Source organism: Loktanella sp. R86503 (assembly GCF_042466455.1).
GTDB lineage: Bacteria > Pseudomonadota > Alphaproteobacteria > Rhodobacterales > Rhodobacteraceae > Loktanella.
In genome coordinates this window covers 2,211,310-2,236,661 of sequence record NZ_JAXHCI010000002.1, presented here as the reverse complement: position 1 = coordinate 2,236,661, position 25,352 = coordinate 2,211,310, and the positions used below count along the sequence as shown (strand labels likewise).

Sequence of the window (25,352 nt, the reverse complement as noted above, 5' to 3'; positions counted from 1 at the left end):
AAATAACGAATGACAGGCCGCAAAAGGTCTGCAGGATTGGCGGTTGGGTATGTCGAGCAGGACGGATCCCAAGGTAGTTGTATTGATGGGCGGACCGTCCGCAGAGCGTGAAGTCTCACTCTCGACGGGTCGCGAATGTACAAGGGCCTTGCGGGATGAAGGATTCACGGTTGTGGAACTTGACGCAGGCGCTGATCTGCCTGCGCGACTTGCTGCGGAAATGCCTGCTGTCGTCTTTAACGCTTTGCATGGCCGCTGGGGCGAAGACGGCTGCGTGCAGGGTTTGCTGGAATGGCTGCGCATCCCCTATACCCACTCTGGCGTGCTGGCTTCGGCGCTTGCGCTGGACAAGCAGCGCACCAAGGACGCTTTTGTCGCAGCTGGCTTGCCGGTCGTGAAAAGCGTTATTGCCAGCGCCGCTGACGTGCGCGCCGGTCATGTGATGCCGCCGCCCTATGTCGTAAAGCCCAATAACGAAGGGTCCAGCGTTGGCATCTATCTGGTGCACGATGTTGCAAATGGTCCGCCGCAATTATCTGATGATATGCCCGAAACCGTGATGGTCGAGGCGTTCGCCCCTGGCAGAGAGATGACAACCACCGTCATGGGCGACCGCGCCCTGACCGTGACCGATATCCTGACCGACGGCTGGTATGACTATGATGCCAAATACAAGCCCGGCGGGTCGCGCCATGTGGTGCCTGCGGATATTCCGGCTGAAATTTTTGATGCCTGTATGGATTACGCCCTGCGTGCTCACCGCGCGCTTGGCTGCCGCGGTATAAGCCGCACGGATTTTCGCTGGGACGAGGCCCGCGGGCTTGATGGGTTGATCTTGCTGGAAACCAACACCCAGCCCGGCATGACGCCGACTTCGCTGTCGCCAGAGCAGGCGGAGAAGGTGGGTATTTCCTTTGGCGCCTTGTGCCGCTGGCTGATCGAGGATGCATCATGCGCACGATGAAAGCGCCCCGGACCTATGCCGCCGCCCCGCGCACCCGTCCGGTGCGTGATCCTGCCCCGTCCAAGTGGGGCTATCGCTGGCAGCGCTGGATGCTGACACCGGGCGTGCGCACGGGGCTTCGCCTTGGGGTGCCGACCCTGGTGATCGGGCTGATCGGCACAGCTTGGTTTTCCAATGATGCCAATCGCGCCGTTGTCACGGACCGCTATGACCAGATCAAGGCCGCGATACAGCATCGCCCTGAATTCATGGTGACCGGCCTTGCCATCACCGGTGCCGACGAAGAGCTGGCAGGTCAGGTGGCAGAGCTTTTGTCCGTCAAATTCCCTGTGTCGTCTTTTGAGCTGGAGCTGGAGGCGATGCGGGCCAAGGTGGCCGCACTGGACGCCGTGCGCGATGTCTATGTGCGCGTCGGTGATGCCGGCGCGCTGGAAATCGGGATCACGCCCCGCCAGCCCGTTGCCCTGTGGCGCACGGCCGAAGGTCTGCGGATGCTGGATGACAGCGGCGTCTTTTCCGGCGACGTGGCGCAGCGCGCCGAACGCCGTGATTTGCCGCTGATCGCGGGGGACGGTGCCAAGGAACATATCGCCGAAGCGCTGACGCTGTTCCGCACCGCCGCCCCCATCGCAACGCGGGTGCGCGGCTTGGTGCGCATCGGGAACCGGCGCTGGGATATGGTGCTGGACCGCGGCCAGCGTATACAACTTCCAAGCGAAGGCGCAGAGGCTGCATTGGCCCGCGTCATTGCGCTGGAAAACACGCAAGATCTGCTGGCGCGCGACGTCGTCATAGTGGATATGCGTAATGAAAACCGGCCAACGGTAAGACTACAACAAGATGCAGTTGCGGCGACACGCAACGCAGTCACGACAGGGGCAAGCAACTGATGCGGGATCTATACGAAACACAGCGGGCCATGCGGAATGTGCGCAAGGCGGCCATCCAACGCGGTGTGATTGCCATTCTGGACATCGGCACATCCAAGATCGCCTGCCTTGTGCTGCGTTTTGACGGCCCCGGCCGCGCGGCGCAGGCGGACGGCATCACCGCCTTGGCGGGTCAGTCGCAGTTTCGCGTCATCGGCGCGGCGACGACCCGGTCCCGCGGCGTGCGCTTTGGCGAAATCGACGCGATGCAGGAAACCGAACGCGCGATCCGCACGGCTGTGCAGGCTGCGCAGAAAATGGCCGAAGTACGCGTCGATCATGTCATCGCCTGCTTCAGTGGCGCACGTCCCCGGTCCTACGGCCTTGACGGTGCTGTCGATGTTGAAACCGGCATCGTGACAGAGGCCGATATTGGCCGCGTGCTGGCGTCCTGCGAAACCCCTGATTTCGGCCATGATCGTGACGTGCTGCACGCGCAGCCGGTGAACTTTGCCCTTGATCACCGCAGCGGCATGGCTGATCCGCGCGGGCAGGGCGGCCAGCGTCTGGCCACCGACCTGCACCTACTGACCGTGGATGCGACCGCGATCCGCAACATCTTTTTCTGCATCAAGCGGTGCGATCTGGAACTGGCGGGCCTTGCCTCCTCTGCCTATGTCGCCGGCGTGTCGTCGCTGGTCGAGGACGAGCAGGAACTGGGCGCGGCCTGCATCGATCTGGGCGGCGGTACGACGGGTATTTCCGTCTTTATGAAAAAGCACATGATTTATTCCGATGCGGTGCGCATGGGCGGCGAACATGTGACAAGCGATATCAGCATGGGGCTGCAAGTTCCGATGCAGGTGGCAGAGCGGATTAAGACCTTTTACGGCGGCGTTGTCGCCACCGGTATGGACGACCGGGAGATGATCGAAATCGGCGGCGATACCGGCGATTGGGAACGCGACCGCCGCACCGTCAGCCGGGCAGAGCTGATCGGTATCATGCGCCCGCGCATTGAAGAGATTCTGGAAGAGGTCCGTGCCCGTCTTGACGCTGCCGGTTTCGAATACCTGCCCAGCCAGCAGATCGTGCTGACCGGCGGCGGCAGCCAGATCCCCGGTCTTGACGGCTTGGCGGCCAAGATTTTAGGGCAGCAGGTCCGCCTTGGGCGCCCTTTGCGCGTGCAGGGTCTGCCGCAGGCCGCAACCGGGCCGGCGTTTTCGGGCGCTGTCGGCTGTTCCTTGTTTGCAGCGAACCCGCAGGACGAATGGTGGGACTTCGACATTCCGGCCGAAACCTATCCGGCACGGTCCCTGAAACGCGCCGTTAAGTGGTTCAAGGACAATTGGTAACCCGCTAGATTTCGCCGAATCGACCAGATGCGGCGAAAAATGCGCGAAAACACGCCATATTTTGTGGGTTAACCGTGCTTTTTGAGTGACGAAACCACAACAACCAGTTAATATCTGCCCAAATACGCGATTTTTGCCCGGTGGGACGGGCCCCTCATATAACAGGCGGACTGAGCATGACATTGAACCTTTCCCTCCCGGGTCACGACGACCTTAAGCCTCGCATCACGGTGTTTGGTGTTGGCGGTGCCGGTGGCAACGCTGTGAACAACATGATCGAGAAGGAGTTGGACGGGGTCGAGTTCGTCGTTGCGAACACAGACGCGCAGGCGCTGCAGCAGTCCAAGTCCGAAGCCAAGATCCAGATGGGCATCAAGGTGACCGAAGGTCTGGGTGCCGGTGCGCGTGCGACTGTCGGCGCTGCGGCTGCCGAGGAAAGCATCGAACAGATCGTCGATCAGCTGGCCGGCGCGCATATGTGCTTTATCACCGCTGGCATGGGCGGCGGCACCGGCACCGGTGCGGCCCCGATCATCGCACAGGCCGCCCGCGAACTTGGCGTTCTGACCGTCGGCGTTGTCACAAAGCCGTTCCAGTTCGAAGGCAACAAACGGATGAAACAGGCCGAGGAGGGTGTCGAAGCCCTGCAAAAGGTCGTTGATACGCTGATCATCATTCCGAACCAGAACCTGTTCCGCCTGGCGACCGAAAACACCACCTTTACCGAAGCCTTCGCGCTGGCTGACGATGTTCTGTATCAGGGCGTCAAGGGCGTGACCGACCTGATGGTGCGTCCGGGCCTGATCAACCTCGACTTTGCGGACGTACGCGCCGTGATGGACGAGATGGGCAAGGCGATGATGGGCACAGGTGAAGCCGAAGGCGAAAACCGCGCTAAAGAAGCTGCGCAAAAGGCAATCGCCAACCCGCTGCTGGACGAAATCAGCCTGAACGGCGCGCGCGGCGTGCTGATCAACATCACCGGTGGCTACGATCTGACCCTGTTCGAATTGGACGAGGCCGCGAACGAAATCCGCGAAAAGGTCGATCAAGAGGCGAATATCATCGTGGGTTCCACGCTGGATACCAGCATGGAAGGCCGCATGCGCGTGTCTGTTGTGGCGACCGGCATCGACGCCCGCGCCCGCACCGAAGATGTGCCGACGCCGCGCCGGTCCATGTCGATGAACCAGCCGATCCGCAATCCGGAGCCCGCACCCCGCGCAGAGGCACCTGCCGCCCGTGCGCCGCAGCAAACCGAAATGCGCCAGCAGCCCGCCCCGCGCCAGCAGCCAGCACCCCGCGCCGAAGCACCCGCGCAGCGTCCGGCCCCGGCTGCACGTCAGCAGGCCCCCGCCGCCGAAGAGCGGTCCTTGTTCGAAAGCATGGACGACCAGCAGTACGAGCCGATGGATGACGATTACGCAGATGCGCCTGCCGCAGCGTCCGACGATCTGCCGCCGCCCGCATACCGCCCGCAGCCAGAGCCGGAAATCGAAGCCTCCGAAGCCTTTGTTGCGCCCCGGTCTGCCCAGCCTGGCCAGCCGACACCCGAAGCAATGGCCCGTCTGCAGGCTGCCGTTAATCGTCAGCCCAAGACCGCTGCCGCCCCTGCCGCACAGCGCAGTGCAGAGCCGGCCCGCGGTGCAGAAGGTGAAAAGCCGCGCTTTGGCATCAACTCTTTGATCAACCGCATGACCGGCGGTCAGGGCGAAGCACCGGCGGCCCAGCCGTCACGCCAGCAGCCCCAGGTCAGCGCCCTGCGCGACCAGCCGCGGGCAGAGCCGGCAGCCGATCCGGATCAGGAACGGATCGAGATTCCCGCCTTCCTGCGCCGTCAAGCGAACTGAACGGACCTGAACTAAAGTTAAAAGCCGCCCCATCGTGGGCGGCTTTTTCTTTTGCAATGCAATGGCTTGGCTAATGTTACAGGGCATGTTTCAGAACGTTGCAATGTGTGAATTGTCCGCGGGGCACAGGCCGCTTATCTGATGCGTTAACAAAGCAAGAATAAACTTCAGTTACGCCAAGGCGAACCGTCCCATGCAAACGACATTACAATCTGATCTCAGCTTTACCGGCGTTGGCCTGCACTCTGGTCGCCCCGCACGACTGACGTTGCGCCCTGCGCCGGCGAATACCGGTATTGTCTTCGTCCGCACGGATGCTGCAGGGCAGGGCCGCCGTTTGCCTGCGCTTTGGAACCATGTCGAAGTTTCGCCGCTGAATACCCGCCTGACCCAAGGCGACGTGAGTGTATCGACGATTGAACACCTGATGGCAGCCCTGTCCGGCTGCGGTGTGCATAACGCGATCATTGAAATCGACGGTCCCGAAGTGCCGATCATGGATGGCAGCAGCGCCGCCTTTGTGCGCGGTATCGTGTCCACCGGCCTGACGCGCCTGTCCGCGCCCTTGCTCGCGATCGAGATTCTGGACGTCGTCCGCGCCAGCCACGGCGACGCCTGGGCAACGCTGCGTCCGGCCACCAGCCTTCAGATCGACTTTGAAATTGACTTCGCCGATGCCGCAATCGGTCATCAGCAGAAAACACTGAACATGGCGAACGGCAGTTTTGTGCGTGAATTGTGCGACAGTCGGACCTTCTGCCGCAATGCGGACGTGGAATATATGCGCGCCCATGGCCTTGCCTTGGGTGGCACGCTGGAAAACGCGGTCGTCGTCGACGGCAGCGACGTTTTGACCCCCGGCGGCCTGCGCCACAAGGATGAAGCGGTGCGCCACAAGATGCTGGATGCGCTGGGTGATCTTTATACGGCCGGTCGTCCAATTCTTGGCCGCTATACCGGTCACAAGGCAGGGCATAACCTGACAAATGCCTTGTTGCATGCGCTTTTCGCCAATCCTGCCGCCTGGCGGCTGGTGACATGCGATCACCAGATCGCAGCCCGCTTGCCCGGCGTTGGCGTGTCCGCCGCCGATCTGTGCGCTGTTGCGTGACCACAGGCGCAGGCCTGAATGCTTCACAACTGTTCTAGGACGGTCAAAAGGCATTTTGCCCCCGTTTGTTTTCTGTTAGACCCACGAACAACCGGGGGCGCGCTGCCTCAATGGGTAGAATTTGCGGGGACTTAGCATGTCAGGCAGCTTGAAGAGCACGGGTGCAAAAGCACGCTTGGGTGTTGCTGTAACAGCCCTATTTCTGGCCGGATGCAGCGGCGCATCACGTGTGCCCGCCTCTATGGAGGCATTCACCGCCGACCAGATCTATGCCAAGGGCGAAGTTGAGGTTGAAACCGGCGATGCAGGCGATGCGGCCTTTTACTTTGGCGAAATCGAACGTCTGTACCCCTATTCCGAATGGGCGCAGCGGGCGTTGATCATGCAGGCCTATGCCTATCACCGCGACCGCGATTACCCCAACAGCCGGGCCGCCGCGCAGCGTTATCTGGACTTTTATCCCGGTGAAAACGATGCCGCCTATGCGCAATACCTGCTGGCGCTGTCCTATTATGACCAGATCGACGACATCGGACGCGATCAGGGCCTGACATTCCAGGCACTGCAATCCTTGCGCACCGTGATCGAGGTATATCCCGAAAGCGAATATGCCCGCGCATCCATCCTAAAGTTCGATCTGGCATTCGACCATCTGGCAGCCAAGGAAATGGAAGTCGGACGCTACTACCTCAAGCGCAAGAACTATGCCTCTGCCGCCAGCCGTTTCCGCGTCGTGGTCGAGGAATTTCAGACGACTCAGCAGACGCCAGAGGCACTGCACCGCCTTGTCGAAGCCTATCTTGCCCTCGGCCTGACCGACGAGGCGCAGACCGCAGCAGCTATTTTGGGCGCAAACTATCCGTCAACGGCCTGGTATCAGGACAGCTATGCCTTGCTGACCGGCAAGGGGCTGTCAGCCGAAGCCGCAGGCGACAACTGGCTATCGTCGATCTATCGCCAGGTTGTGCGCGGCGAATGGCTCTGACCACACTGTCCGGACGGGCGATCTGATGCTACGCGCACTTGATATCCACGACATGCTGATCATTGATCGGCTGGCCCTGAACTTTCAGCCCGGCTTGAATGTGCTGACCGGCGAAACCGGCGCAGGCAAGTCGATCCTGCTTGATTCGCTCGGCTTTGTACTGGGCTGGCGCGGCCGCGCCGAACTGGTGCGCCAAGGTGCGGATCAGGGCGAAGTCACCGCCGAATTCGACCTGCCCGACGGCCACGCCGCCCGCGCTGTCCTGACCGAGGCAGGCCTGCCCGTCAGCGACACCCTGATCCTGCGCCGCGTCAACGCCCGCGACGGGCGCAAGACAGCCTGGGTCAACGACCGCCGCGTCAGCGCCGAAGTGCTGCGCGCACTGTCCGACACGTTGATCGAACTACACGGCCAGCACGATGACCGGGGCCTGCTGAACCCGCGCGGCCATCGCGACATGCTGGATACCTACGCAAACCTTGGCCCGCAGATCGACGTCGCGCGGACCGCCTGGAACGCCCTTGGCCGTGCCCGCAAGGCACTTTATGCTGCCGAAGCCCGCGTCGCCGAAGTTCGCCAAGAAGAGGAATACCTGCGCCACGCCGTCGGTGAGCTTGACGCCATCATGCCAGAGCCGGGCGAAGAGGCCAGCCTCGACGCCGCGCGCCGCATGATGCAGGCCGCGGAAAAGATCAAAACCGACGTGGCCCGCGCCGGAGAGGCGCTTGGCATACAAGGGGCAGAAGGCCAGCTGTCCGATGCGAACCGCTGGCTCGGCAGCGCGGCCGACCGGGCCGACGGGCGCCTTGACGCGCCGCTTGCGGCAATTGAACGGGCCATGCTGGAACTGGACGCCGCACAGCGCGGCGTAGAGGACGCGCTGGATGCACTGTCCTTCAATCCCGCAGAACTCGAAATGACCGAAGAGCGCCTCTTTGCCATCCGCGGCCTTGCCCGCAAACACAACGTGCTGGCGGATGATCTGGCGGGTTTTGCCGATGATCTGCGTGAACGCCTGGCGCTGCTGGATAATTCCGAACGCGGCCTCGCCGACCTGCAAAAGGCCGAAGAGGCGGCCCTTGCGGCCTATGACACCGCCGCCACTGCATTGACACAGGCGCGCAGCGCCGCCGTCACAGCGCTCGACGCCGCCATGGCTGCCGAACTTGCGCCGCTCAAGATGGAACGCGCCGTCTTTGCGACCGTCGTCAGCAACGGCCCTGCCGGCCCCGATGGCCGGGACGATGTGTCCTTTACAGTCGCGACAAACCCCGGTGCCCCGCCCGGACCGCTCAATAAGATCGCATCGGGCGGTGAACTCTCGCGCTTCCTGCTTGCCCTCAAGGTCTGCCTGTCACAGGCCGGCCAAGGCGGCGTGACCATGATCTTCGACGAAATCGACCGGGGCGTCGGCGGGGCAACGGCTGATGCCGTTGGCCGCCGCCTTGCCGCCCTTGCCAACGGCGGTCAGGTCCTGGTTGTCACTCACTCGCCGCAAGTCGCCGCCCTTGGTGCGCACCACTGGCGTGTGGAAAAGCGCCAGACCGAGGATTCGACAACCTCAACCGTCGTCCCCCTCGACGCTGCGGCCCGGATCGACGAAATTGCACGCATGCTCTCCGGCGATCAAATCACCGACGCCGCACGGGCTGCCGCGCGCGCCCTGATGCCAGGCTGACCCCTTTCATCTGGCCCGCTAAACTCCCGCCGGAGGCATCAAAGCCATCCTCCGCCGCCGATCGCCGCATTTTCCCGCATAGAGCCGTCTTAGGCAGGACGTGTGCAAGTGGGTTCGCAGCATTTCCAAATTAAAACCCCGCACCAGCCTTGGACCCGCGCAGCGCATCCCCTAGACATAACCTAGATCAAACTTACGCCAGCCGGGCCTGATACAAGGACGCGATATGAGCAGCACGCCGCCGGGATGGATCGCGGCTTCGGTCAGCCGGGGGCAGGGCGATCTGCGCCGTGCCTGGCTGGTGCTGAAACTGCGCGGTCCCAGTCAGGTGCAGTTCTGGTTTATCGCGCTGTTTCTCGGTGTTGCCTCGGGTGCCGCGGCCGTCGCGTTCAAGGTCGGTATCGACCTGATCCAGCGCACCGTCTACGGCACTGACGATCCGGCCCACTTGCACAGCTTTGTCGCAGGCCTGCACTGGTCGCAGATTTTAATCATCCCTATCATCGGCGGCCTGATTGTTGGTCTGATCCTGAACCGTATTACCGGGGATGGCCGTGTTCGTTCTGTCGCGGATGTCATCGAAGGTGCCGCGCTTTACGAAGGCCGGGTCGAAGTGCGCAAAGGACTTGCCTCTGCTTTCGCCAGCCTTTTGACCCTGTCGACAGGCGGATCCAGCGGGCGAGAAGGGCCGGTTGTCCACCTTGCCGGCGTCATTTCAACCGCAATCTGCCGCCTGATCCGCGCCGATGGCATTACCGGGCGCGATCTGCTGGGCTGCGCGGTCGCCGCCGCGGTCTCGGCCAGTTTCAACGCGCCGATCGCCGGCGCACTTTTTGCTCTAGAAGTCGTGCTGCGCCATTTCGCCGTCCATGCCTTTGCCCCTATCGTCATTGCCAGCGTGGCGGGCACCGTCGTCAATCGCCTGTGGTTTGGCGATCTGACAGAATTCATCCTGCCCCAAGGCACGGTTCTTGGCTTTTACGTCGAACTGCCAGCCTTCCTGATCCTCGGCCTTGTGTGCGGTCTTGTGGCGGTGGTGCTGATGCGGTCAATCTTTTGGGCCGACAGCATGGGCAGCCACTTGCAATATCGCCTGCACATCCCCGCAAGCCTGCGCCCTGCGGTGGCCGGGGCGATGCTTGGCCTGATTGCCATCTTTTTTCCCCATATCATCGGCGTCGGGTACGAAACCACAAGCGCGGCGCTGACAGGGCAACTGATCCTGTCAGAGGCGATTGTCTTCGTGATCCTCAAGGTCGCGGCTGTTGCCGTTACCATGGGCGGGCGCATGGGGGGCGGCGTGTTTTCGCCCTCCTTGATGATCGGCGCGCTGACCGGGCTGGCCTTTGGCATCATCGCAACAGGTGTGTTTCCGGCCGTGTCGGGCTCCGGCACCCTCTACGCCCTGGCTGGCATGGGGGCGGTCGCAGCAGCTGTACTGGGTGCGCCGATTTCTACGACATTGATCGTGTTCGAACTCACCGGCGATTGGCAAACTGGCCTTGCGGTGATGGTTGCCGTGTCAATGTCAACCGCGCTGGCCTCGCGCCTTGTGGACCGCTCGTTCTTTTTGTCGCAGCTGGAACGGCGCGGGGTGCATCTGGCAGCTGGCCCGCAGGCCTATCTGCTGGGCACCTTCCGGGTCGGCACCGTGACGCGCTTTGCTGCAGACCCGCGCGCTGCCGCGGAAAAAGCCTGCTGGGACATGATCGAAGCCGGCACATGGATCGACGTGAATGCCACGCTGGAACAGGCCATGCCGATTTTTGAAAAAGGGGGGCACGCTTTCATTCCGGTGGTCCAGATGAACGAAAAAGGCACCGCGCCGGATCTGCGCGGTGCCCTGTTTCAGGTCGATGCCCTGCGCGTGCTGAACCGTGCCCTGGCCGCCCGCGCAGAAGAGGAACATTCTTAAGGCGTCAGATCTGCTCGACCGCGACGCGGTCGGTATAGAACGCCAGATAGCCTTTGATCTGCGCCACCTCTGACTTGGGATCCTCATAGGACCAGACTGAATCGGTCAGCGTGTTGCTTTTCGTCACAATGGAATAATAGCTTGCTTCGCCCTTGTGCGGGCAAGTGGTCTTGTGGTCGCTGGCGTCCAGAAACGTCATCGCGATATCGCCGCGCGGGAAATAGATTACCGGCGCAGATGTGCCTTCAACCAGCTCAAGCGCCTGTGTGCTTTCGCCTAAAACAGCGCCGCCAGCCCGCACGACCCAGGTGCCAGTGGCGGGGCGAATAGTGATATGATCGGCCATGGGCAGATAGTCCTTCGTCAAATTCAAGGGGAAGGTGTCGCCGCCACAAGCGGCGCACAGGCCGCAAGCAGCCAGTCTCGCGCGGCCCCCTCCACCAGCGGCGCGATATGCCGGACTGTAGCGGCATGGTAGGCGTCGATCCAGTCCCTTTCGGTGCGCGACAGCAGGGTGGTATCTATTAACCGGCGGTCCAGCGGCACATGGGTCAGCGTCTCGAATGTCAGCATATCACGCTTATCCGGCCCCTCCGGCGCCTGCACACAGACGATCAGGTTCTCGATCCGGATGCCATATGCTCCTTCGCGGTAATATCCCGGCTCGTTCGACAAAATCATCCCCGGCTCCAGCGGAGTCGTATTGCGCTGGGAAATCCCCTGCGGCCCCTCATGCACAGACAGATAGCTGCCAACACCGTGGCCCGTGCCATGATCGAAGTCCAGCCCCGCAGACCAGAGCGGATAGCGCGCCAGCGCATCCAAATGCTGCCCAGCCAGCCCCCGCGGAAACTGCGCACGACTGATCGCAATCATGCCTTGCAGCACGCGGGTGTAACGGTCGCAGTGCTCGTCCGATGGCGCACCGACAATTACCGTGCGCGTGATATCCGTGGTGCCATCCACATATTGCCCGCCGCTATCGACCAGCAGCAGCTCGCCGCTTTTGACCGGCGCATCCGTGCCGCGGGTGACGCGGTAATGTACAATGGCGCCATGGGCTCCTGCGCCGCAGATCGTCTCAAAGCTGATGTCGCGCAGCGCATTCGTCTCGCGGCGAAACTCTTCCAAGGCTTGTGTAACCGCAATCTCGGTCAGCTGGCCCTTGGGGGCCTCGGCGTCCAGCCAGGCCAGAAACCGCACCATAGCCGCACCATCGCGCAAATGCGCCGCGCGGCTGCCCGCAATCTCAATCTCAGTCTTGCGCGCTTTGGGCAAAATGCAGGGATCCTGCGCCTCTATTATCTCTGCTGTGATCAGATCGCGCACGGCTTGCGGGCACGACTTAGGATCAATCCGCACGGGCCCCGCCAGCGCGGCGACTGCGGCGGCAAAATCATCACGCACCGTGACATCCGGCCCCAAATGTTCGCCCAAATCCGCAACCTTGGCCGCCGGTGCAAACAGATCAACACGTCCGTCCGCCGCCAATATGGCAAAGGCTTGCGGCACGGGATTGCGCGGAATATCCGCGCCGCGGATGTTCAGCAGCCAGGCGATGCTGTCAGGCAGCGTGATGACAATGGCACCCTGCGACAGGTCTTTCATCAACCGTGCTCGCTTGTCCGCATGCGCCTCGCCCGTTAATTCCAGCGATTGTGCAAAAAACGGCGCGTTTGGCCGGGCAGGGCGGTCGGACCAGATCTGATCAACCATGTTGGACACGGCGCGCAGGGTAATCTCCGCCGTCGCCACATCCTTCGTCAGCGTCTCGATTTCGGCCACCGTATGCAGCCAGGGATCATAGGCCACCACGCCGCCCTGCGGCATCTGCTGAACCAGCCAATCCGCCAGGGACGTCTGCGGCCAGTGCACCGGGGTGAACACATCCGCGACCTGATCGCGCACCTGCACGCGGTAGCGCCCGTCAATGAACACCCCCGCCACCTGCGCCAGAACAGCAGCAAAACCCGCCGACCCGGTAAAGCCGGTCAACCACGCAAGCCGCTCGTCACAGGCGGCAACATATTCGCCCTGATACATATCCGCACGCGGTACCAGAAATCCGTCCACCCCCGCCGCAGCCATCACCTCGCGCAGCTGGGCAAGCCGCGCTGGCCCCTGCGCCGGATTACTCGTCGCATCAAAGCTTTGATACATCACGCCGTTCCTTCATTCATCTGGCCCGTAAACTCCCGCCGGAGGCATCGACATCCGCGAACGGCACGGTGCTGCGCCCGTCCGTGCCTTGCCAAAATATTCCCGCCAAAGGCACACCCGCAGCGGCCCTCTGCCTTAGCGGACCTTGTGCAGCCCCAAGACCCGCGCCCGCTTGCGCGGATCGCTGTCGAACAGGCTGGCAAGCTGCTCTGTCATCGCGCCGGCCAGTTGCTCGACATCGGTAATTGTCACGGCGCGGCTGTAATAGCGGGTGACATCATGGCCGATACCGATCGCCGCCAGCTCGACGCCTTTGCGCTTTTCGATCATCGCAATCACGTCGCGCAGGTGCTTTTCCAGATAATTCGCAGGATTCACCGATAAGGTGCTGTCGTCCACCGGCGCACCGTCCGAGATGACCATCAGCACCTTGCGCTGTTCGCCGCGGGCCATCATCCGGCGGTAGGCCCATTCCAGCGCCTCGCCATCAATGTTTTCCTTCAGCAGGCCCTCTTTCATCATCAGACCCAGGTTGGGCCGCGTCCGGCGCCAGGGCGCATCAGCAGACTTATAGATGATGTGACGCAGATCGTTCAGGCGGCCCGGCGTCGCGGCCCGTCCGTCTTTCAGCCAGGCTTCGCGGGATTGGCCGCCTTTCCAGGCTTTAGTGGTAAAGCCCAAAATCTCGACCTTCACGTCGCAGCGTTCCAGCGTGCGAGCCATGACATCGGCGCAGATCGCGGCAATGGAAATCGGGCGGCCTCGCATGGAACCGGAATTATCCAGCAGCAGGGTCACGACGGTATCACGAAACTCTGTATCTTTCTCGACCTTGAAAGACAGCGGCGTCGTGGGGCTTGCCACAACCCGCGCAAGGCGGCCCGCGTCCAGAATGCCTTCCTCGCGGTCGAATTCCCAACTGCGGTTTTGCTTGGCTTGCAGGCGGCGCTGTAATTTGTTGGCAAGGCGCGATACCGCGCCTTTCAACGGTTCCAGCTGCTGGTCCAGATAAGCGCGCAGGCGTTCCAGTTCTGCGGGCTCTGCCAGGTCGGCTGCGCTGATCTCCTCATCAAACTCCGTCGTGAACACCTTGTAATCGGGGTCGGCGTCAGAGGCGGGAACAGGCTGGGGCGGGTCCATCGGGGCCTCGCCTTCAGGCAGCTCGGTCTCTTCGCCCATGTCGGTATCGGCACTGTCGTCCATGCTGACCTGCGCTTGCGACGCGTCCTGCTGGTCCTCTTGGGCCTGTTCGGGGCTGGCCTCGGCTTCTTCGCCTTCGGCATCGTCGCCGGTGCTGTCCGGCTGCTCTTCCTGCTCGTCGCCGCTTTCGGCTTCGTCATCCTGATCGTCGTCGGGCGCGTCGGGGTCTTCGCCAAGCTGGTCGCCATAGCCCAGATCGGCAATGATCTGCCGCGCAAAGCGGGCAAAGGCCTTTTGGTCCCCCAGGGTATCCTTCAGCGTCTCCAAGGTGCCGCCGGCCTGATCCTCGATGAAACCGCGCCACAGGTTCATCACGTTGTCTGCGCCGGGCGGCAGATCGCGGCCCGTGGCCAGATGGCGGATCAGATAACCCGCCGCGGTCGCCAGCGGGGCATCGGCGCTGCTGGTGATCTGGTCATAGCCTTTGCGCTGCGCCTCGTTACCGATCTTGGCGTCGATATTGCCGGCAGTCCCTGGCATATACTGCGCACCGACCGCCTCGATCCGTGCGGTTTCCATGGCGTCATAGATGTCGCGGGCCATCTGCCCCGGCGGCGCATAGCGGGCGGCGGTTACCGCGTCGTGAAACTTGTGCCGCAAGGCAAAGGCGTCTGCGGTGCCGCGTGCCAGCAAAACCTCTTGCCGTGACATGCGGCGGCTGACCTGCGGCAGGCGAATGCTGTCCGCTGTCTGCCCCGCGGGATCGACGGAATAGCTGATCGTCAGCTCTGCGTCATCGGCCATGACCTTGGTGGCTTCAGCCAAGGCTTTTTTGAACGGATCGGCGGGGTTGTCTGATGGCTTTTTCATGGCTTCGGTAAATCACTCTGTGATCAGAGGGGCAAGGTGGTGCGATGCATGATATGCGCCGCAACCTGTCCGCCCGCACGTGTCGGTCGCATCTTGCCCGTTGATCTGGTGCGCAACCGGTAACGGGCAAATAAATTCGGCATTTTACGCAACCTGGCTTCCTTAATGGTTTCGAAAGCTTGCAGCGATCTAAGAAGCGGCATTGCAGGTGGCTTTGGGTTCGCCGAATTCGGGCGCAGGTCATAAAAGGATCATTGGAATGATGTATGGTGTTTTGTCACCCGGGCAGATGACACAGTCGTCACTGCAAGGGGGGCGCCTGACGGACGAACAGGGTCAGAAACTGACGGATGTGCTGTCGCAATACGACAGCAAGAACCTGACAAACGATGATGCCAAATCCCTCGTCGCACAGATCAAGGAAATCGGCATTTCATTCAAGTCCGGTCTGGCACAGGCGCTGGATGCTTCTGGTATCGACCCGCGCAAGCTGATGGCACAGGCCGGGCAGGCAGGTCAGGGCGGAACCGATGGTCCCCCCAACGGCGGTCCGCCTGGTGGCGGGGGGCCGGGCGGCATGGGCGGCATGGGGGGTATGGGCGGCGCTGGTGGTCCGCCCCCCGGCGGCGGTGCGGGTGCGGGCGGCCCTCCCCCTGGTGGCGGTGCTGGTGCGCCCGGATCGCAAGGCCGAAGCAGCGTCGATGCCGGAATCGTATCGCTGGTCAGTGAGGCTGCACAAAGTTTTCTGGAAAGCGATGACGCTGAAAGTGTTTGGTCCATTCTGGAACCGAAGCTGCAAAGCGCCGGATACGATACATCAAAATCGATTATTGATTTTTACGCCTGATTTTAGTGCCCAATGGCTCGCCCGATTTGTATCGGGCGGGCCGATGATGACAGTTCTGCGCAACGGCGCGGCGGGTTTGGCGTTGCCGGTCAGCTGCAGTCTAGGGTCACCGGCAAACGGCCACCGAATCCGCGGTACAGACTGGCGGGCACCGCGGTGCTGCGGTCTTGATCGACAGCCGCATAAACGCGGTCGATGGCTGTGGCTTGGCAGCCCGTTTCCCGGCTTGCGGCACTTTCCAGGTTCTGGATCGTTGCCAGCGGTGTGCTGGGGGCGATCATGGCAACCTTGCGGCTTTGGGCGACAGTGATCTGATAGGTCAAATCACTGTCTGTCACCTGCGGCGAGGCGCAGCTGTTCATCGCCCCCAAAGTGGCGGTCACCATGACAAGGCGCAGGTTTCGCGAAAACGTCATTGCACTGATGCCCCGCGAAACCGCTTCATATTCAGCCCAAGCTCAGGCTGGCAGCGCTTTCAGGTAGTTCCTGATCAAAGCAACGCTGGAAAAACTCTGCGACGGTCTGGCGTTCCAGCTCGTCACATTTGTTCAGGAACGACAGGCGGAAGGCATAGCCGACATCGTTAAAGATGCGGGCATTTTCAGCCCATGCCAGCACGGTGCGCGGCGACATAACGGTCGACAGATCGCCGTTCATGAAAGCGGTCCTCGTCAAATCGGCCACGGTCACCATCTGAGATACGATCTTGCGACCCTTGTCGTTGTTGTAATGCGGCGACTTGGACAGCACGATCGCCGCCTCTGCGTCGTGGGACAGATAGTTCAACGTGGCCACCAGCGACCAGCGGTCCATCTGCGCCTGGTTGATCTGTTGCGTGCCGTGATACAAACCTGTGGTATCCCCAAGGCCGACCGTGTTCGCGGTCGCGAACAGGCGGAAGTATTTATGCGGCGTCAGGATGACGTTCTGATCCATCAGCGTCAGCTTGCCGTCTGCTTCCAGCACGCGCTGGATCACGAACATCACATCGGCGCGGCCAGCGTCGTATTCATCGAACACGATCGCGACGGGATTGCGCAGCGCCCAGGGCAAGATGCCTTCGTGGAATTCGGTAACCTGCACACCATCCTTAAGCTTGATCGCATCCTTGCCGATCAGGTCGATGCGGCTGATGTGGCTGTCAAGGTTCACGCGCACGGCGGGCCAGTTCAGGCGGGCTGCGACCTGTTCGATATGGGTCGATTTGCCCGTGCCGTGATAGCCCTGCACCATGACCCGGCGGTTATAGCCAAAGCCCGCCAGAATCGCGAGCGTGGTATCCGGATCGAACTTGTAGGTGCTGTCGACCTCTGGGACGCGGTCTGTGCGTTCGGCAAAGCCCTTGATCTTCATGTCGCTGTCGATGCCGAAAACATCGCGGACTGAAATGTCCTCTGTCGGCGTTGCGTTGATGTCGGTCATGCCGTCGGCCATAAGAAGCTGCCTTTGTTATCGCGGATCGCGTGAAATATGTGTCACTTGCGGGATGCAACATATCGCGACGAATGCCAAGGGGAAGGGGGGCCACACCCTTGGCACCGATATCGCCCCGGCGCACGCGCGAACGTTGCCTTTTGCGCCAGATGCGCCACAGTAGGATCAACAAAACGAAGAGCGAGTTCCAGATGACTAGTCTGACAGACATCGAGGATATGATTGCGCGCATGGCGATTGGTGACCGCGCTGCATTCGACGGGCTTTATGCCGCAACCTCGGCGAAACTATTTGGCGTGTGCCTGCGTGTGTTGGGTAATCGGGCCGAAGCCGAAGATGCGCTGCAAGAGGCATTCGTCAAGATATGGCGCAATGCCGACCGCTACCGGGTCAACGGGCTTAGTCCGATGACGTGGCTGATTACCGTGACGCGGAACCATTCCGTCGACCGGGTGCGGGCGCGCAAGGCCAAGATGAACGCCGGTATGGACGAGGCTGCGGATGTAGCCGACGCCGCGCCGGGACCAGAAGCGCTTGCCATTGCGGCCTCTGACCGGGGGCGGATCGTGGATTGCATGGCGCAGCTTGACCCTGACAAGGCTGGCGCCGTGCGCCGCGCCTATCTGGAAGGGGATACCTATCAAGAGTTGGCAGATCATTATGATGTGCCATTGAATACCGTCCGCACATGGCTGCGTCGCAGCCTGCTGAAGTTGAGAGAGTGTCTGTCCCATGACGGATGAGATTGAAAAAGAAGACGAAGCCGCGCTGACCGCAGAATATATTCTGGGTCTGCTGTCGCCATCAGAGGCGCAGGCCTATGAGGATGTACTGGGCATCGATCCCGATCTGCGGGCCGAATATGCCTTTCAGGCAGATCGTATTGCTGCGCTGACCGACGATATTGCCCCCGTCGCGCCGCCGCCTCATGTGCTGAAACGGATCAAGGAAACCCTGTTTCACGAAGGTGCAACCAAAGGCAGCAAAGCCGGGGTAAAGTCCTGGTTGCAACGTCTTGGCCTGCTGCCTGCAGTGGCCGGCGGTTTGCTGGCGGCGCTGGCGGTGCTTTGGGTTGCAACGACCCTTGTTCCGCCGGGCACTGTTCCGGTCAGCGGTGCTTCTTACATCGCGCAGATCGCATCGGCGGACGAAAGCCTTGTGGTGGATGCCAGCTACGATGCCAGCAGCGGCGATTTGTTCGTCAGCCGCGCCGTGGGTGCGCCGTTGCCGGGGCGGGCGCTGGAATTGTGGTTGATTGCCGAGGACAATCCACCGGTATCGCTTGGTCTGCTACCGGCGGATCGCAATGGCCGTTTGCCTGTGGCACCCGATCTGGCGCTATCGCTTGCGGGGGCGACGCTGGCCATTTCGGACGAGCCGCCGGGCGGATCCCCCGATGCCGTGCCGTCGGGCGAGGTGCTTGCCGTCGGTCAGGTCGTCGACGCGTAAGGCCGCGTATACTTGGCAAATTTTGGGGGCCGCATCCGGAAGGTGCGGCCCTTTTTTGTAATGATCACAGCAGATCACATCCGCGTGGGATGATGATACTTAGGCTGGCAAGACGGGCGGTCCTTCGCAACGATGCTTCAAGATCAAGAGGAGGTCCAATCATGAAACGCCGCCATTTTCTTTTGTCCGCCCTTGCCGCAGGTGCCGCCCCTATGGCGCTGCAGGCCCAGACCTTCGAAGTGACACGCACCGATGCCGAATGGCGGTCCATGCTGACGCAGACCCAATACAACGTCATGCGCCGTGAAAGCACCGAACCCCCCAGATCAAGCCCGCTGAATGCGAACAAGGCCGAAGGCACCTATTTCTGCCGCGGCTGCGACCTGCCGCTTTATCCGTCCTGGTCAAAGTACGACAGTGGCACCGGCTGGCCGAGCTTTTATTCGCCGCTGCCCGATGCCGTAGCCACCAAAGCCGATCACAAGATGTTCCAGGCCCGCACAGAGGTGCATTGCCGCCGCTGCGGCAGCCATCTGGGGCATATTTTCAGCGACGGGCCAGAACCGACCGGTCAGCGTCACTGCCTGAACGGGGTTAGTCTGGTGTTCCGCGCCGCCTAGGTCCTCATATGGAAACGGTGTGTTGGTTATGAACTGCTTAACTATAAGGCAGTCACATGATAGGATCGCAGAACTTGATCCCGAACGGACCAGCCCATGTTGCGTAGCCTTTATTCCAAGTTCAGCCCGACCTTGGGTGAAAAGCGGCTTTACGCTGCGGCGCTGGCCGTGACTTTGGCTGGCGGTGCGATCAGCTATAGCGTTGTGACCCAGTTGGGTGACAACAAGGAAATGCTGCGCAGCCTTAGCGGTGCGGATTACTGGTTCATCATTGCCGGGATGGTCGGCAGCTTTGCCGCACTTTTTGTCGGGCGCGACTGGTTCGGGCATGGCGGCGCGGCAGGTGTGCTGCAGCTTGTCGCGGGCATGATTTCCGTCACCTTTATGGGCACAATCATCGGCGGCACGCTAGCGCTGCCGCTTTATGGTACGATGTTCGGGCCGATGATGTTCGGTGTGACGATTGCGGCGCATCCGGTGCTGGCATTGGTCTGGCTGAACGCATTGGTCGTGGCGCATCTGCTGATGATGCTTTGGCGGCGCGAGCGGGACAGCATCTTTACGCCGCTGATGCGTGTGCCGGCAGGGGTGACCGCGCGCAAGGCTAAGGCAGGCGCGCGGCAGGCTTGGATCAGTCCCGGACGAGATGGCGAAAAGCGCCGCGCCTAGTCCTTTTCGCGGAAATTGCGGCTGGCCTTGATCTGGTCCCAGGCCCAGACGACTTCGGCCAGCTGTTCCTCTTGGCTCCGGTCGCCGCCGTTCATGTCGGGGTGCAACACCTTGATCAGCGCCTTGTAGCATTTGCGGATCTCGGTCTTGGCCATGTGATCCTTGGCTTCCAAAATCTCGACCGCGCGGCGTTCGGTGGGGGGCAGCTTACGTGTGCCGCCGCCGTTTTTACCGGGGTTGCGGGTGGCATTCTGGCCCAGCACTTCGTGCGGATCACTGACGCCCAGACGAGCCCAGGCGCGTTCCTCGACAGATTTCTTGATCGGCTTGGTGGGGCGTTCCCACGTCGCACGGTCCTTTTCCATCTGCGCCATCAGCTCTGCCTCTGACGTGCCGTCAAAGAAATTCCACTTCAGGTTATATTCGCGGACATGTTCTTTGCAGAACCACCAGTAATCATCCACGGAGTCCGGCGATTTCGGCGCACGGTACTGCCCGGCTTCGTCACACCCTTCATGGTCGCAGATGCGGGTTGACGTTTCGGACGCACCCGACATCCCCCGCCGCCCACGCGGGTTCTTTTTCTTACTGCTCGACACGGACATGTCGAAACCGAAGGGGTCTTTTTTATTCATGGGATCGTCCCTTTCCGACTCGGAGCATGCACTCTAAACCTGTGGTCGGCAGATAGAAGAGGCAGGACGAAAATAATGGCACTTGACGATGAAATTCAGGCCGCATTGGTGCGCGAATTGTCGCCCGAACACTTGGAAGTGATTAACGAAAGCCACCTACACGCCGGTCACAGCGGTGATGACGGCTCTGGCGAGAGCCATTGGCAGGTGGTGATCGGCGCATCAAAGCTGGAGGCCATGTCGCGGATTGCCAAGCACCGCGCCATCCACGCGGCCTTGGGGGCGGACATCATGGGCCGGCTGCACGCGCTGGCGATCACAATCCGCTAACGCGTCGCCGGTCAGCCCTTGTGGGCAGGATCGGCGGCACCCGCATCGGGGGTCGCGTCCGACTTCGGCTCTGCCGCTGTGGACGCGGACCCTGCAACGGGCATCGCCGCGGGCGCAAAGGCTGCAGGCGCTGCGACAATTGGGGCCGGCGCCGTTGCCGGTGTTGCCTGCTCGCGCTTGTCTTCGATCATGGGGGCGGGGGCAGACTGATTGGCCGCAGGCTTGGCGCGGCGGAACACCATCATGTTCTGATAGACCGTCGCCTTGCCCATCAGACCTTCACGCTCTTCGGCAGGCAGGGTTTCAGTGCGCTGGTATTCCCAGCCCAGCGCCGCCTGCGTGTTCAAAGCATTGGTCAGGGCCAGCGCATAGCGGTCCTCTGCTGCGCGCAAGCCCTTGGCCTTTTCACCGCGCTTGGGGGCGGGGACGACCTTATACTCGTAATGCACCATCTGGATCAAAGCCCCAGCTTTGCCGCGACCAGCGCGTTGACGGCCGCCGGATTGGCCTTGCCGCCCGTGGATTTCATGACCTGACCCACGAACCAGCCTGCCAGCTTGGGGTTCTGCTTGGCTTTTTCGACCTGTGCGGGGTTCGCGGCAATGATCTCGTCGACAGCCGCTTCAATCGCGCCGGTGTCTGTCACCTGCTCCAATCCTTCGGTTTTCACGATCTCTTCGGGGTCGCGGTCCTGCGTATAGGCGATGTCAAAGACGTCCTTGGCGATCTTGCCGCTGATCGTCTCGGCTTTGATGAGGGCGACGATTTGCGCAAGGCGCGCGGCGGGGATTGGGCTTTCGGTAATGCCCTTGTCGCCGTCCTTTTTCAGGCGACCGAACAATTCGTTAATCACCCAGTTCGCCGCCAGCTTGCCGTCGCCGCCGCCTTTGGCGACATCCTCGAAATAAGCCGCGTTGGCGACATCCGCCGTCAGCACCGATGCGTCATAGTCGGACAGACCGAAATCCGCGATAAAGCGGGCCTTTTTCGCGTCGGGCAGTTCGGGCAGGCTGGCGGCGATATCATCCACCCAGGCCTGTTCGATTTCCAGCGGCAGCAAATCGGGATCCGGGAAGTAGCGGTAATCATGTGCCTCTTCCTTGGACCGCATGGACCGCGTTTCGTTCTTGTCCGGATCATACAGGCGGGTTTCCTGCACGACTGCGCCGCCATCTTCGATGATGGCGATCTGGCGGCGGGCCTCGACCTCGATCGCGGCCTGAATGAACCGCATGGAGTTCATGTTCTTGATTTCGCAGCGCGTGCCCAGATGGCCAAAGTCCTGCGTGGCCTGATACTTTTCGTAATCGCCCGGACGGCAGACGCTGACGTTCACGTCGGCGCGCAGGTTGCCGTTTTGCATGTTGCCGTCGCAGGTGCCCAGATACCGCATGATCTGACGCAGTTTGGCGACATAGGCGGCGGCCTCTTCCGGGCCGCGAATATCGGGGCGCGATACGATTTCCATCAGCGCGACACCGGTGCGGTTCAGGTCGACAAAGGACATGGTCGGGTCCATGTCATGGATCGATTTGCCCGCGTCTTGTTCCAGGTGGATGCGTTCGATCCGCACGCGGCGCGCGGTGCCATCGCCTAACTCGACCAGCACTTCGCCTTCGCCCACGATGGGGTGATACAACTGGCTGATCTGATAGCCCTGCGGCAAGTCGGGATAAAAATAATTCTTGCGATCAAAAGCAGAGAAAAGGTTGATTTCAGCCTTCAGCCCCAGACCCGTGCGCACGGCCTGAGCAACGCAGGCTTCGTTGATCACAGGAAGCATGCCGGGCATGCCGGCGTCCACAAAGGCGACGTTGCTGTTCGGCTCTGCCCCGAACAGGGTCGATGCGCCGGAAAACAGCTTTGCTTTTGTTGCCACCTGCGCGTGGACTTCCAGACCGATCACCAGTTCCCAGTCGTGCTTTGCCCCGGCAATGACTTTGGGGGCAGGGGCGGCGTATTCAAGATCGAGCATGGCGGTCCTCATCTGTTGTTGCGTCCTTCTAGGCCAGCCACATGCGCGGAACAAGAGGCGGGGGCTGCCCGTTATGACGGCAGAACGAAGCGAACCCCTTAAAGGAGAGCAACAATGACTGCCATTAACGAATCCAAGATCCTGATCATGGCCACAGATGGCTTTGAAGAGGTCGAACTGACCACCCCGTTGGAAAAGCTGCGTGCAGCCGGTGCCACCGTCCATGTCGCCACACTGGACGGCGACAAGATCAAAGGCTGGGATCAGGACCACTGGTCCATCGACGTGCCCGGCGATCTGAAAATTGCTGATGTAAATGTCGAAGACTATGACGCCATCGTCCTGCCGGGCGGCCAGATCAACCCCGATCTGCTGCGCATCGAAGACGATGCGATCAACGTCATCAAGGGCTTCGTAAGCCACGGTAAAATCGTCGCCGCCATCTGCCACGCCCCGTGGCTGCTGATCGAGGCAGGCGTGGTCCAAGGGCGCGAAATGACGTCTTTTAAATCCATCCGGACCGATCTGAAAAACGCAGGTGCGACGGTCGTCGACAAAGAAGTCGCGATTTCCAACGGCATTATCACCAGCCGCAACCCGGACGATCTGGACGCCTTTGTCGCAAAGATCATCGAGGAAGTGAAAGAAGGCGATCACGCACGCAAGGCTGCGTGATTAGGGCCGGCAGGGGGTAAAGTTGGCGCCCCCTGTCGGCGCCCCTCTGCCGCGGGGAATGGCAGCGGTTAAAAAACCCTTGCCCCAAGCCCCGCTTGCAGGGCAACTTCGCCGCCATGCGCCTGAAAGCCATCATTCTGGGGGGAGTGATCGCCGTTCTTAGCGCCACATCCGTGGTTGCCGAACTGCCGATCCGACCCCATTCTCGCCTTGATGCAGAGGCCGCGCGCGCTGCGGCCGAAATAGCGCGGCGCACATCATTTCGCCCTGTTGCCAGACCTGCCCACATGATCCGGTATCCGGTCACGGTCATTCAGGGTGCGCCGTCGGTGCGCCCGCAGGCACGGCCCGACTTTGTGCCGCGCACCCGTTGGGGTAAAGGCGCGCAGGCAAATGCATGGGCGCGGGCGACCATGTCGGCGGTCGCGGCGCAGGGCCTTGATTCGGTTGTACCCCGCGACATCGAAGCCTGGTGCCCCGCCTATGCCGAAAACAGCCCGACCCTGCGCCGGGCATTCTGGGTCGGCATGATGTCTGCGCTGTCCAAGCATGAAAGCACCTATAACCCGCAGGCCGTCGGCGGTGGCGGGCTGTGGTATGGCTTGCTGCAGATTTTGCCTGCGACGGCGCGCGGCTACGGGTGCCGGGCGACCACAGGGGCCGGCTTGCAAAACCCGATCGACAATTTGTCCTGTGCCGCCCGCATCATGGGCCGCACCGTCAAACGCGACCGCGCTGTCGCGCTACACGACGGCCGCTGGCGCGGTGTCGCTGCCGACTGGGGCCCGATGAGCAATCGTGCAAAAGTGGCTGAAATGTCTGCATGGACCCGCAAGCAGGACTATTGCGTGATACGTGAACGCCCGCGCCCGGTCTTGCGCCCCGCCACGCTGATGGCGGAACGCGCCAACGTTACAGTTTCAACAATGGGCGACGGGTCATCCGAATAAGGTTGACCGTCGGCGCATCAATCCCGCCAAGTGCAAGTGTTGCCTTTTTCAGCATCTCGATCCCTTCTTCCGAAGATTTCGGCAGGGCAGAGGCCTGAATCGGCTCGCCCACCGTAATGCGATAGGGCTGGCGATCCTTGTTCAGCGTTTCGTGAAACAGGGTCACATCGCGCAGGGTCGGGTGGATCATGTCGAACAGATAGAACAGCGCCGAATTGCGCGCCTGCACGTTGATCGGGATCACCGGCAGATCGAATTTGCGCGCCAGCATCGCAGCTGACGCCATCCAGGGCCGCTCGTGCAGCTTGAACCCGCGCCGCTTGGCCAAACGGCCAGAGGGAAAGATGACGCCAAGGCGGCCTGCTTCGGTCGCGGTGCGCACATAATCCAGCGTGTTGCGGGTCTTTTCCCGGGTCCGCTTGTCCATACGCCATTCGACGGGGCAGATCATATCTTCCATCTGGGGCATGACGCGCAGGATGTCAGAGTTGGCAAAGAAATACACATCAGGCCGCGTGCGGGCGATCAGATGATGCAGGATGATGCCGTCAGCGATCCCGGTGGGGTGGTTCGCCACGACAATTGCTGGCCCGTGCAGCGGCAGGTTCGACAGGCCCGACACCTCGACATGCTTGGCTAGCAATTCGCCCATATGCCCCATGATCTGGGGCGAGGGCGCGTCACGCAGGCCCTGCGCGATATCGACGGTTTTGTCGTAGGCGAGGGCCAAATGCATCAGCCCGCGCACATAGCGTATTCCGGGCCAGGACTTGTACATCCACGGCGCACGTTCGACGATTAGTGGATCAATACGGTCCTTCATACGTGCACAATGCCCCGGCAGCGGTAACGGTTCCATGACATTTAAGGT

Annotated in this window: 25 protein-coding genes; 16 read left to right on the top strand and 9 right to left on the bottom strand. The window is 61.6% G+C overall.

Annotated features, from left to right (window positions below):
* Positions 1-43 precede the first annotated feature (43 nt).
* The 8 genes from SJY10_RS11930 (at position 44) to SJY10_RS11895 (ending at position 10,727) form a co-directional block, all read left to right on the top strand.
* Positions 44-964, top strand: a complete 921-nt coding sequence (locus tag SJY10_RS11930; RefSeq protein ID WP_386682856.1) for a D-alanine--D-alanine ligase — start codon at positions 44-46, stop codon at positions 962-964.
* Complete coding sequence (locus SJY10_RS11925) at positions 952-1,854, top strand: cell division protein FtsQ/DivIB (RefSeq protein ID WP_386682854.1); 903 nt, start codon at positions 952-954, stop codon at positions 1,852-1,854. The genes SJY10_RS11930 and SJY10_RS11925 overlap by 13 nt, the downstream gene beginning before the upstream one ends.
* The gene (gene ftsA, locus SJY10_RS11920) at positions 1,854-3,188 is read left to right on the top strand and encodes a cell division protein FtsA (RefSeq protein ID WP_386682852.1); all 1,335 of its coding nucleotides are present in this window, start codon (positions 1,854-1,856) and stop codon (positions 3,186-3,188) included. The genes SJY10_RS11925 and ftsA overlap by 1 nt, the downstream gene beginning before the upstream one ends.
* A 176-nt stretch (positions 3,189-3,364) precedes the next feature.
* Complete coding sequence (gene ftsZ, locus SJY10_RS11915) at positions 3,365-5,038, top strand: cell division protein FtsZ (RefSeq protein WP_386682850.1); 1,674 nt, start codon at positions 3,365-3,367, stop codon at positions 5,036-5,038.
* 193 nt (positions 5,039-5,231) lie between these two features.
* Positions 5,232-6,149: a UDP-3-O-acyl-N-acetylglucosamine deacetylase gene (gene lpxC / locus SJY10_RS11910; RefSeq protein ID WP_386682848.1), complete on the top strand. Its 918-nt coding sequence runs from the start codon at positions 5,232-5,234 to the stop codon at positions 6,147-6,149.
* A gap of 136 nt (positions 6,150-6,285) precedes the next feature.
* Positions 6,286-7,134 carry an outer membrane protein assembly factor BamD gene (locus SJY10_RS11905; protein ID WP_386682846.1) on the top strand — a complete coding sequence of 283 codons (849 nt, stop codon included), beginning with the start codon at positions 6,286-6,288 and terminating at the stop codon, positions 7,132-7,134.
* A gap of 25 nt (positions 7,135-7,159) precedes the next feature.
* Entirely contained in the window at positions 7,160-8,812 is a 1,653-nt protein-coding gene (gene recN / locus SJY10_RS11900; protein ID WP_386682844.1) for a DNA repair protein RecN, read from the top strand.
* A gap of 226 nt (positions 8,813-9,038) precedes the next feature.
* On the top strand, positions 9,039-10,727 hold the full coding sequence (locus SJY10_RS11895) for a chloride channel protein (RefSeq protein ID WP_386682842.1): 1,689 nt from the start codon (positions 9,039-9,041) through the stop codon (positions 10,725-10,727).
* A 4-nt stretch (positions 10,728-10,731) separates the two neighbouring features.
* On the opposite strand, the gene SJY10_RS11890 is transcribed toward SJY10_RS11895, so the two are convergent.
* From SJY10_RS11890 to cobT, 3 genes are all read right to left on the bottom strand, one after another.
* Positions 10,732-11,073, bottom strand: coding sequence for a DUF427 domain-containing protein (locus tag SJY10_RS11890; protein ID WP_386682840.1), 342 nt, complete (start codon positions 11,071-11,073; stop codon positions 10,732-10,734).
* Between the two features lie 23 nt (positions 11,074-11,096).
* The gene (locus SJY10_RS11885) at positions 11,097-12,887 is read right to left on the bottom strand and encodes an aminopeptidase P family protein (protein WP_386682838.1); all 1,791 of its coding nucleotides are present in this window, start codon (positions 12,885-12,887) and stop codon (positions 11,097-11,099) included.
* A gap of 135 nt (positions 12,888-13,022) precedes the next feature.
* Complete coding sequence (cobT, locus tag SJY10_RS11880; RefSeq protein WP_386682836.1) at positions 13,023-14,897, bottom strand: cobaltochelatase subunit CobT; 1,875 nt, start codon at positions 14,895-14,897, stop codon at positions 13,023-13,025.
* Positions 14,898-15,156: 259 nt separating this feature from the next.
* Between cobT and SJY10_RS11875 the strand changes: the two genes are divergently transcribed.
* Positions 15,157-15,744, top strand: a complete 588-nt coding sequence (locus SJY10_RS11875; RefSeq protein WP_386682834.1) for a hypothetical protein — start codon at positions 15,157-15,159, stop codon at positions 15,742-15,744.
* A gap of 89 nt (positions 15,745-15,833) precedes the next feature.
* Here the strand turns inward: SJY10_RS11875 and SJY10_RS11870 are convergent, their stop codons facing one another.
* Positions 15,834-16,160, bottom strand: a complete 327-nt coding sequence (locus tag SJY10_RS11870) for a hypothetical protein (RefSeq protein WP_386682832.1) — start codon at positions 16,158-16,160, stop codon at positions 15,834-15,836.
* A 31-nt stretch (positions 16,161-16,191) separates the two neighbouring features.
* The gene (gene cobS, locus SJY10_RS11865) at positions 16,192-17,178 is read right to left on the bottom strand and encodes a cobaltochelatase subunit CobS (protein ID WP_386682830.1); all 987 of its coding nucleotides are present in this window, start codon (positions 17,176-17,178) and stop codon (positions 16,192-16,194) included.
* A gap of 191 nt (positions 17,179-17,369) precedes the next feature.
* On the opposite strand from cobS, the gene SJY10_RS11860 reads away from it, so the two are divergent.
* The 4 genes from SJY10_RS11860 (at position 17,370) to SJY10_RS11845 (ending at position 19,916) form a co-directional block, all read left to right on the top strand.
* Positions 17,370-17,921, top strand: a complete 552-nt coding sequence (locus SJY10_RS11860) for a sigma-70 family RNA polymerase sigma factor (protein ID WP_386682828.1) — start codon at positions 17,370-17,372, stop codon at positions 17,919-17,921.
* Complete coding sequence (locus tag SJY10_RS11855; RefSeq protein ID WP_386682826.1) at positions 17,911-18,627, top strand: anti-sigma factor domain-containing protein; 717 nt, start codon at positions 17,911-17,913, stop codon at positions 18,625-18,627. Before SJY10_RS11860 ends, SJY10_RS11855 begins: the two co-directional genes overlap by 11 nt.
* 161 nt (positions 18,628-18,788) lie before the next feature.
* Positions 18,789-19,247 carry a peptide-methionine (R)-S-oxide reductase MsrB gene (msrB, locus tag SJY10_RS11850; RefSeq protein WP_386682824.1) on the top strand — a complete coding sequence of 153 codons (459 nt, stop codon included), beginning with the start codon at positions 18,789-18,791 and terminating at the stop codon, positions 19,245-19,247.
* Between the two features lie 96 nt (positions 19,248-19,343).
* A complete protein-coding gene (locus SJY10_RS11845; RefSeq protein ID WP_386682822.1) occupies positions 19,344-19,916 on the top strand; it encodes a hypothetical protein in 573 nt (190 codons plus the stop codon).
* Here the strand turns inward: SJY10_RS11845 and SJY10_RS11840 are convergent.
* A complete protein-coding gene (locus SJY10_RS11840) occupies positions 19,913-20,551 on the bottom strand; it encodes a J domain-containing protein (protein WP_386682820.1) in 639 nt (212 codons plus the stop codon). The genes SJY10_RS11845 and SJY10_RS11840 overlap by 4 nt on opposite strands.
* Positions 20,552-20,626: 75 nt before the next feature.
* On the opposite strand from SJY10_RS11840, the gene SJY10_RS11835 reads away from it, so the two are divergent.
* Positions 20,627-20,881 carry a BolA family protein gene (locus SJY10_RS11835; protein WP_386682818.1) on the top strand — a complete coding sequence of 85 codons (255 nt, stop codon included), beginning with the start codon at positions 20,627-20,629 and terminating at the stop codon, positions 20,879-20,881.
* Between the two features lie 11 nt (positions 20,882-20,892).
* Here the strand turns inward: SJY10_RS11835 and SJY10_RS11830 are convergent, their stop codons facing one another.
* Together SJY10_RS11830 and gatB are read right to left on the bottom strand one after the other, a co-directional pair.
* Complete coding sequence (locus SJY10_RS11830) at positions 20,893-21,333, bottom strand: DUF4177 domain-containing protein (protein WP_386684649.1); 441 nt, start codon at positions 21,331-21,333, stop codon at positions 20,893-20,895.
* A gap of 5 nt (positions 21,334-21,338) precedes the next feature.
* Positions 21,339-22,856 carry an Asp-tRNA(Asn)/Glu-tRNA(Gln) amidotransferase subunit GatB gene (gene gatB / locus SJY10_RS11825; RefSeq protein WP_386682816.1) on the bottom strand — a complete coding sequence of 506 codons (1,518 nt, stop codon included), beginning with the start codon at positions 22,854-22,856 and terminating at the stop codon, positions 21,339-21,341.
* Between the two features lie 114 nt (positions 22,857-22,970).
* On the opposite strand from gatB, the gene SJY10_RS11820 reads away from it, so the two are divergent.
* Both SJY10_RS11820 and SJY10_RS11815 read left to right on the top strand, forming a co-directional pair.
* A complete protein-coding gene (locus SJY10_RS11820) occupies positions 22,971-23,531 on the top strand; it encodes a type 1 glutamine amidotransferase domain-containing protein (RefSeq protein WP_386682814.1) in 561 nt (186 codons plus the stop codon).
* Between the two features lie 116 nt (positions 23,532-23,647).
* A complete protein-coding gene (locus tag SJY10_RS11815; protein WP_386682813.1) occupies positions 23,648-24,481 on the top strand; it encodes a transglycosylase SLT domain-containing protein in 834 nt (277 codons plus the stop codon).
* Here SJY10_RS11815 and SJY10_RS11810 read toward each other — a convergent pair.
* Complete coding sequence (locus SJY10_RS11810; protein ID WP_386682811.1) at positions 24,444-25,340, bottom strand: lysophospholipid acyltransferase family protein; 897 nt, start codon at positions 25,338-25,340, stop codon at positions 24,444-24,446. The genes SJY10_RS11815 and SJY10_RS11810 overlap by 38 nt on opposite strands.
* Positions 25,341-25,352 lie beyond the last annotated feature (12 nt).

Coding starts and splice junctions, on each gene's coding strand:
- SJY10_RS11925 (WP_386682854.1), top strand. CDS start 952: ATGCGCACGATGAAAGCGCCCCGGACCTATGCCGCCGCCCCGCGCACC.
- ftsA (WP_386682852.1), top strand. CDS start 1,854: ATGCGGGATCTATACGAAACACAGCGGGCCATGCGGAATGTGCGCAAG.
- ftsZ (WP_386682850.1), top strand. CDS start 3,365: ATGACATTGAACCTTTCCCTCCCGGGTCACGACGACCTTAAGCCTCGC.
- lpxC (WP_386682848.1), top strand. CDS start 5,232: ATGCAAACGACATTACAATCTGATCTCAGCTTTACCGGCGTTGGCCTG.
- SJY10_RS11905 (WP_386682846.1), top strand. CDS start 6,286: ATGTCAGGCAGCTTGAAGAGCACGGGTGCAAAAGCACGCTTGGGTGTT.
- recN (WP_386682844.1), top strand. CDS start 7,160: ATGCTACGCGCACTTGATATCCACGACATGCTGATCATTGATCGGCTG.
- SJY10_RS11895 (WP_386682842.1), top strand. CDS start 9,039: ATGAGCAGCACGCCGCCGGGATGGATCGCGGCTTCGGTCAGCCGGGGG.
- SJY10_RS11890 (WP_386682840.1), bottom strand. CDS start 11,073: ATGGCCGATCATATCACTATTCGCCCCGCCACTGGCACCTGGGTCGTG.
- SJY10_RS11885 (WP_386682838.1), bottom strand. CDS start 12,887: ATGTATCAAAGCTTTGATGCGACGAGTAATCCGGCGCAGGGGCCAGCG.
- cobT (WP_386682836.1), bottom strand. CDS start 14,897: ATGAAAAAGCCATCAGACAACCCCGCCGATCCGTTCAAAAAAGCCTTG.
- SJY10_RS11875 (WP_386682834.1), top strand. CDS start 15,157: ATGATGTATGGTGTTTTGTCACCCGGGCAGATGACACAGTCGTCACTG.
- SJY10_RS11870 (WP_386682832.1), bottom strand. CDS start 16,160: ATGACGTTTTCGCGAAACCTGCGCCTTGTCATGGTGACCGCCACTTTG.
- cobS (WP_386682830.1), bottom strand. CDS start 17,178: ATGGCCGACGGCATGACCGACATCAACGCAACGCCGACAGAGGACATT.
- SJY10_RS11860 (WP_386682828.1), top strand. CDS start 17,370: ATGACTAGTCTGACAGACATCGAGGATATGATTGCGCGCATGGCGATT.
- SJY10_RS11855 (WP_386682826.1), top strand. CDS start 17,911: ATGACGGATGAGATTGAAAAAGAAGACGAAGCCGCGCTGACCGCAGAA.
- msrB (WP_386682824.1), top strand. CDS start 18,789: ATGAAACGCCGCCATTTTCTTTTGTCCGCCCTTGCCGCAGGTGCCGCC.
- SJY10_RS11845 (WP_386682822.1), top strand. CDS start 19,344: ATGTTGCGTAGCCTTTATTCCAAGTTCAGCCCGACCTTGGGTGAAAAG.
- SJY10_RS11840 (WP_386682820.1), bottom strand. CDS start 20,551: ATGAATAAAAAAGACCCCTTCGGTTTCGACATGTCCGTGTCGAGCAGT.
- SJY10_RS11835 (WP_386682818.1), top strand. CDS start 20,627: ATGGCACTTGACGATGAAATTCAGGCCGCATTGGTGCGCGAATTGTCG.
- SJY10_RS11830 (WP_386684649.1), bottom strand. CDS start 21,333: ATGGTGCATTACGAGTATAAGGTCGTCCCCGCCCCCAAGCGCGGTGAA.
- gatB (WP_386682816.1), bottom strand. CDS start 22,856: ATGCTCGATCTTGAATACGCCGCCCCTGCCCCCAAAGTCATTGCCGGG.
- SJY10_RS11820 (WP_386682814.1), top strand. CDS start 22,971: ATGACTGCCATTAACGAATCCAAGATCCTGATCATGGCCACAGATGGC.
- SJY10_RS11815 (WP_386682813.1), top strand. CDS start 23,648: ATGCGCCTGAAAGCCATCATTCTGGGGGGAGTGATCGCCGTTCTTAGC.
- SJY10_RS11810 (WP_386682811.1), bottom strand. CDS start 25,340: ATGGAACCGTTACCGCTGCCGGGGCATTGTGCACGTATGAAGGACCGT.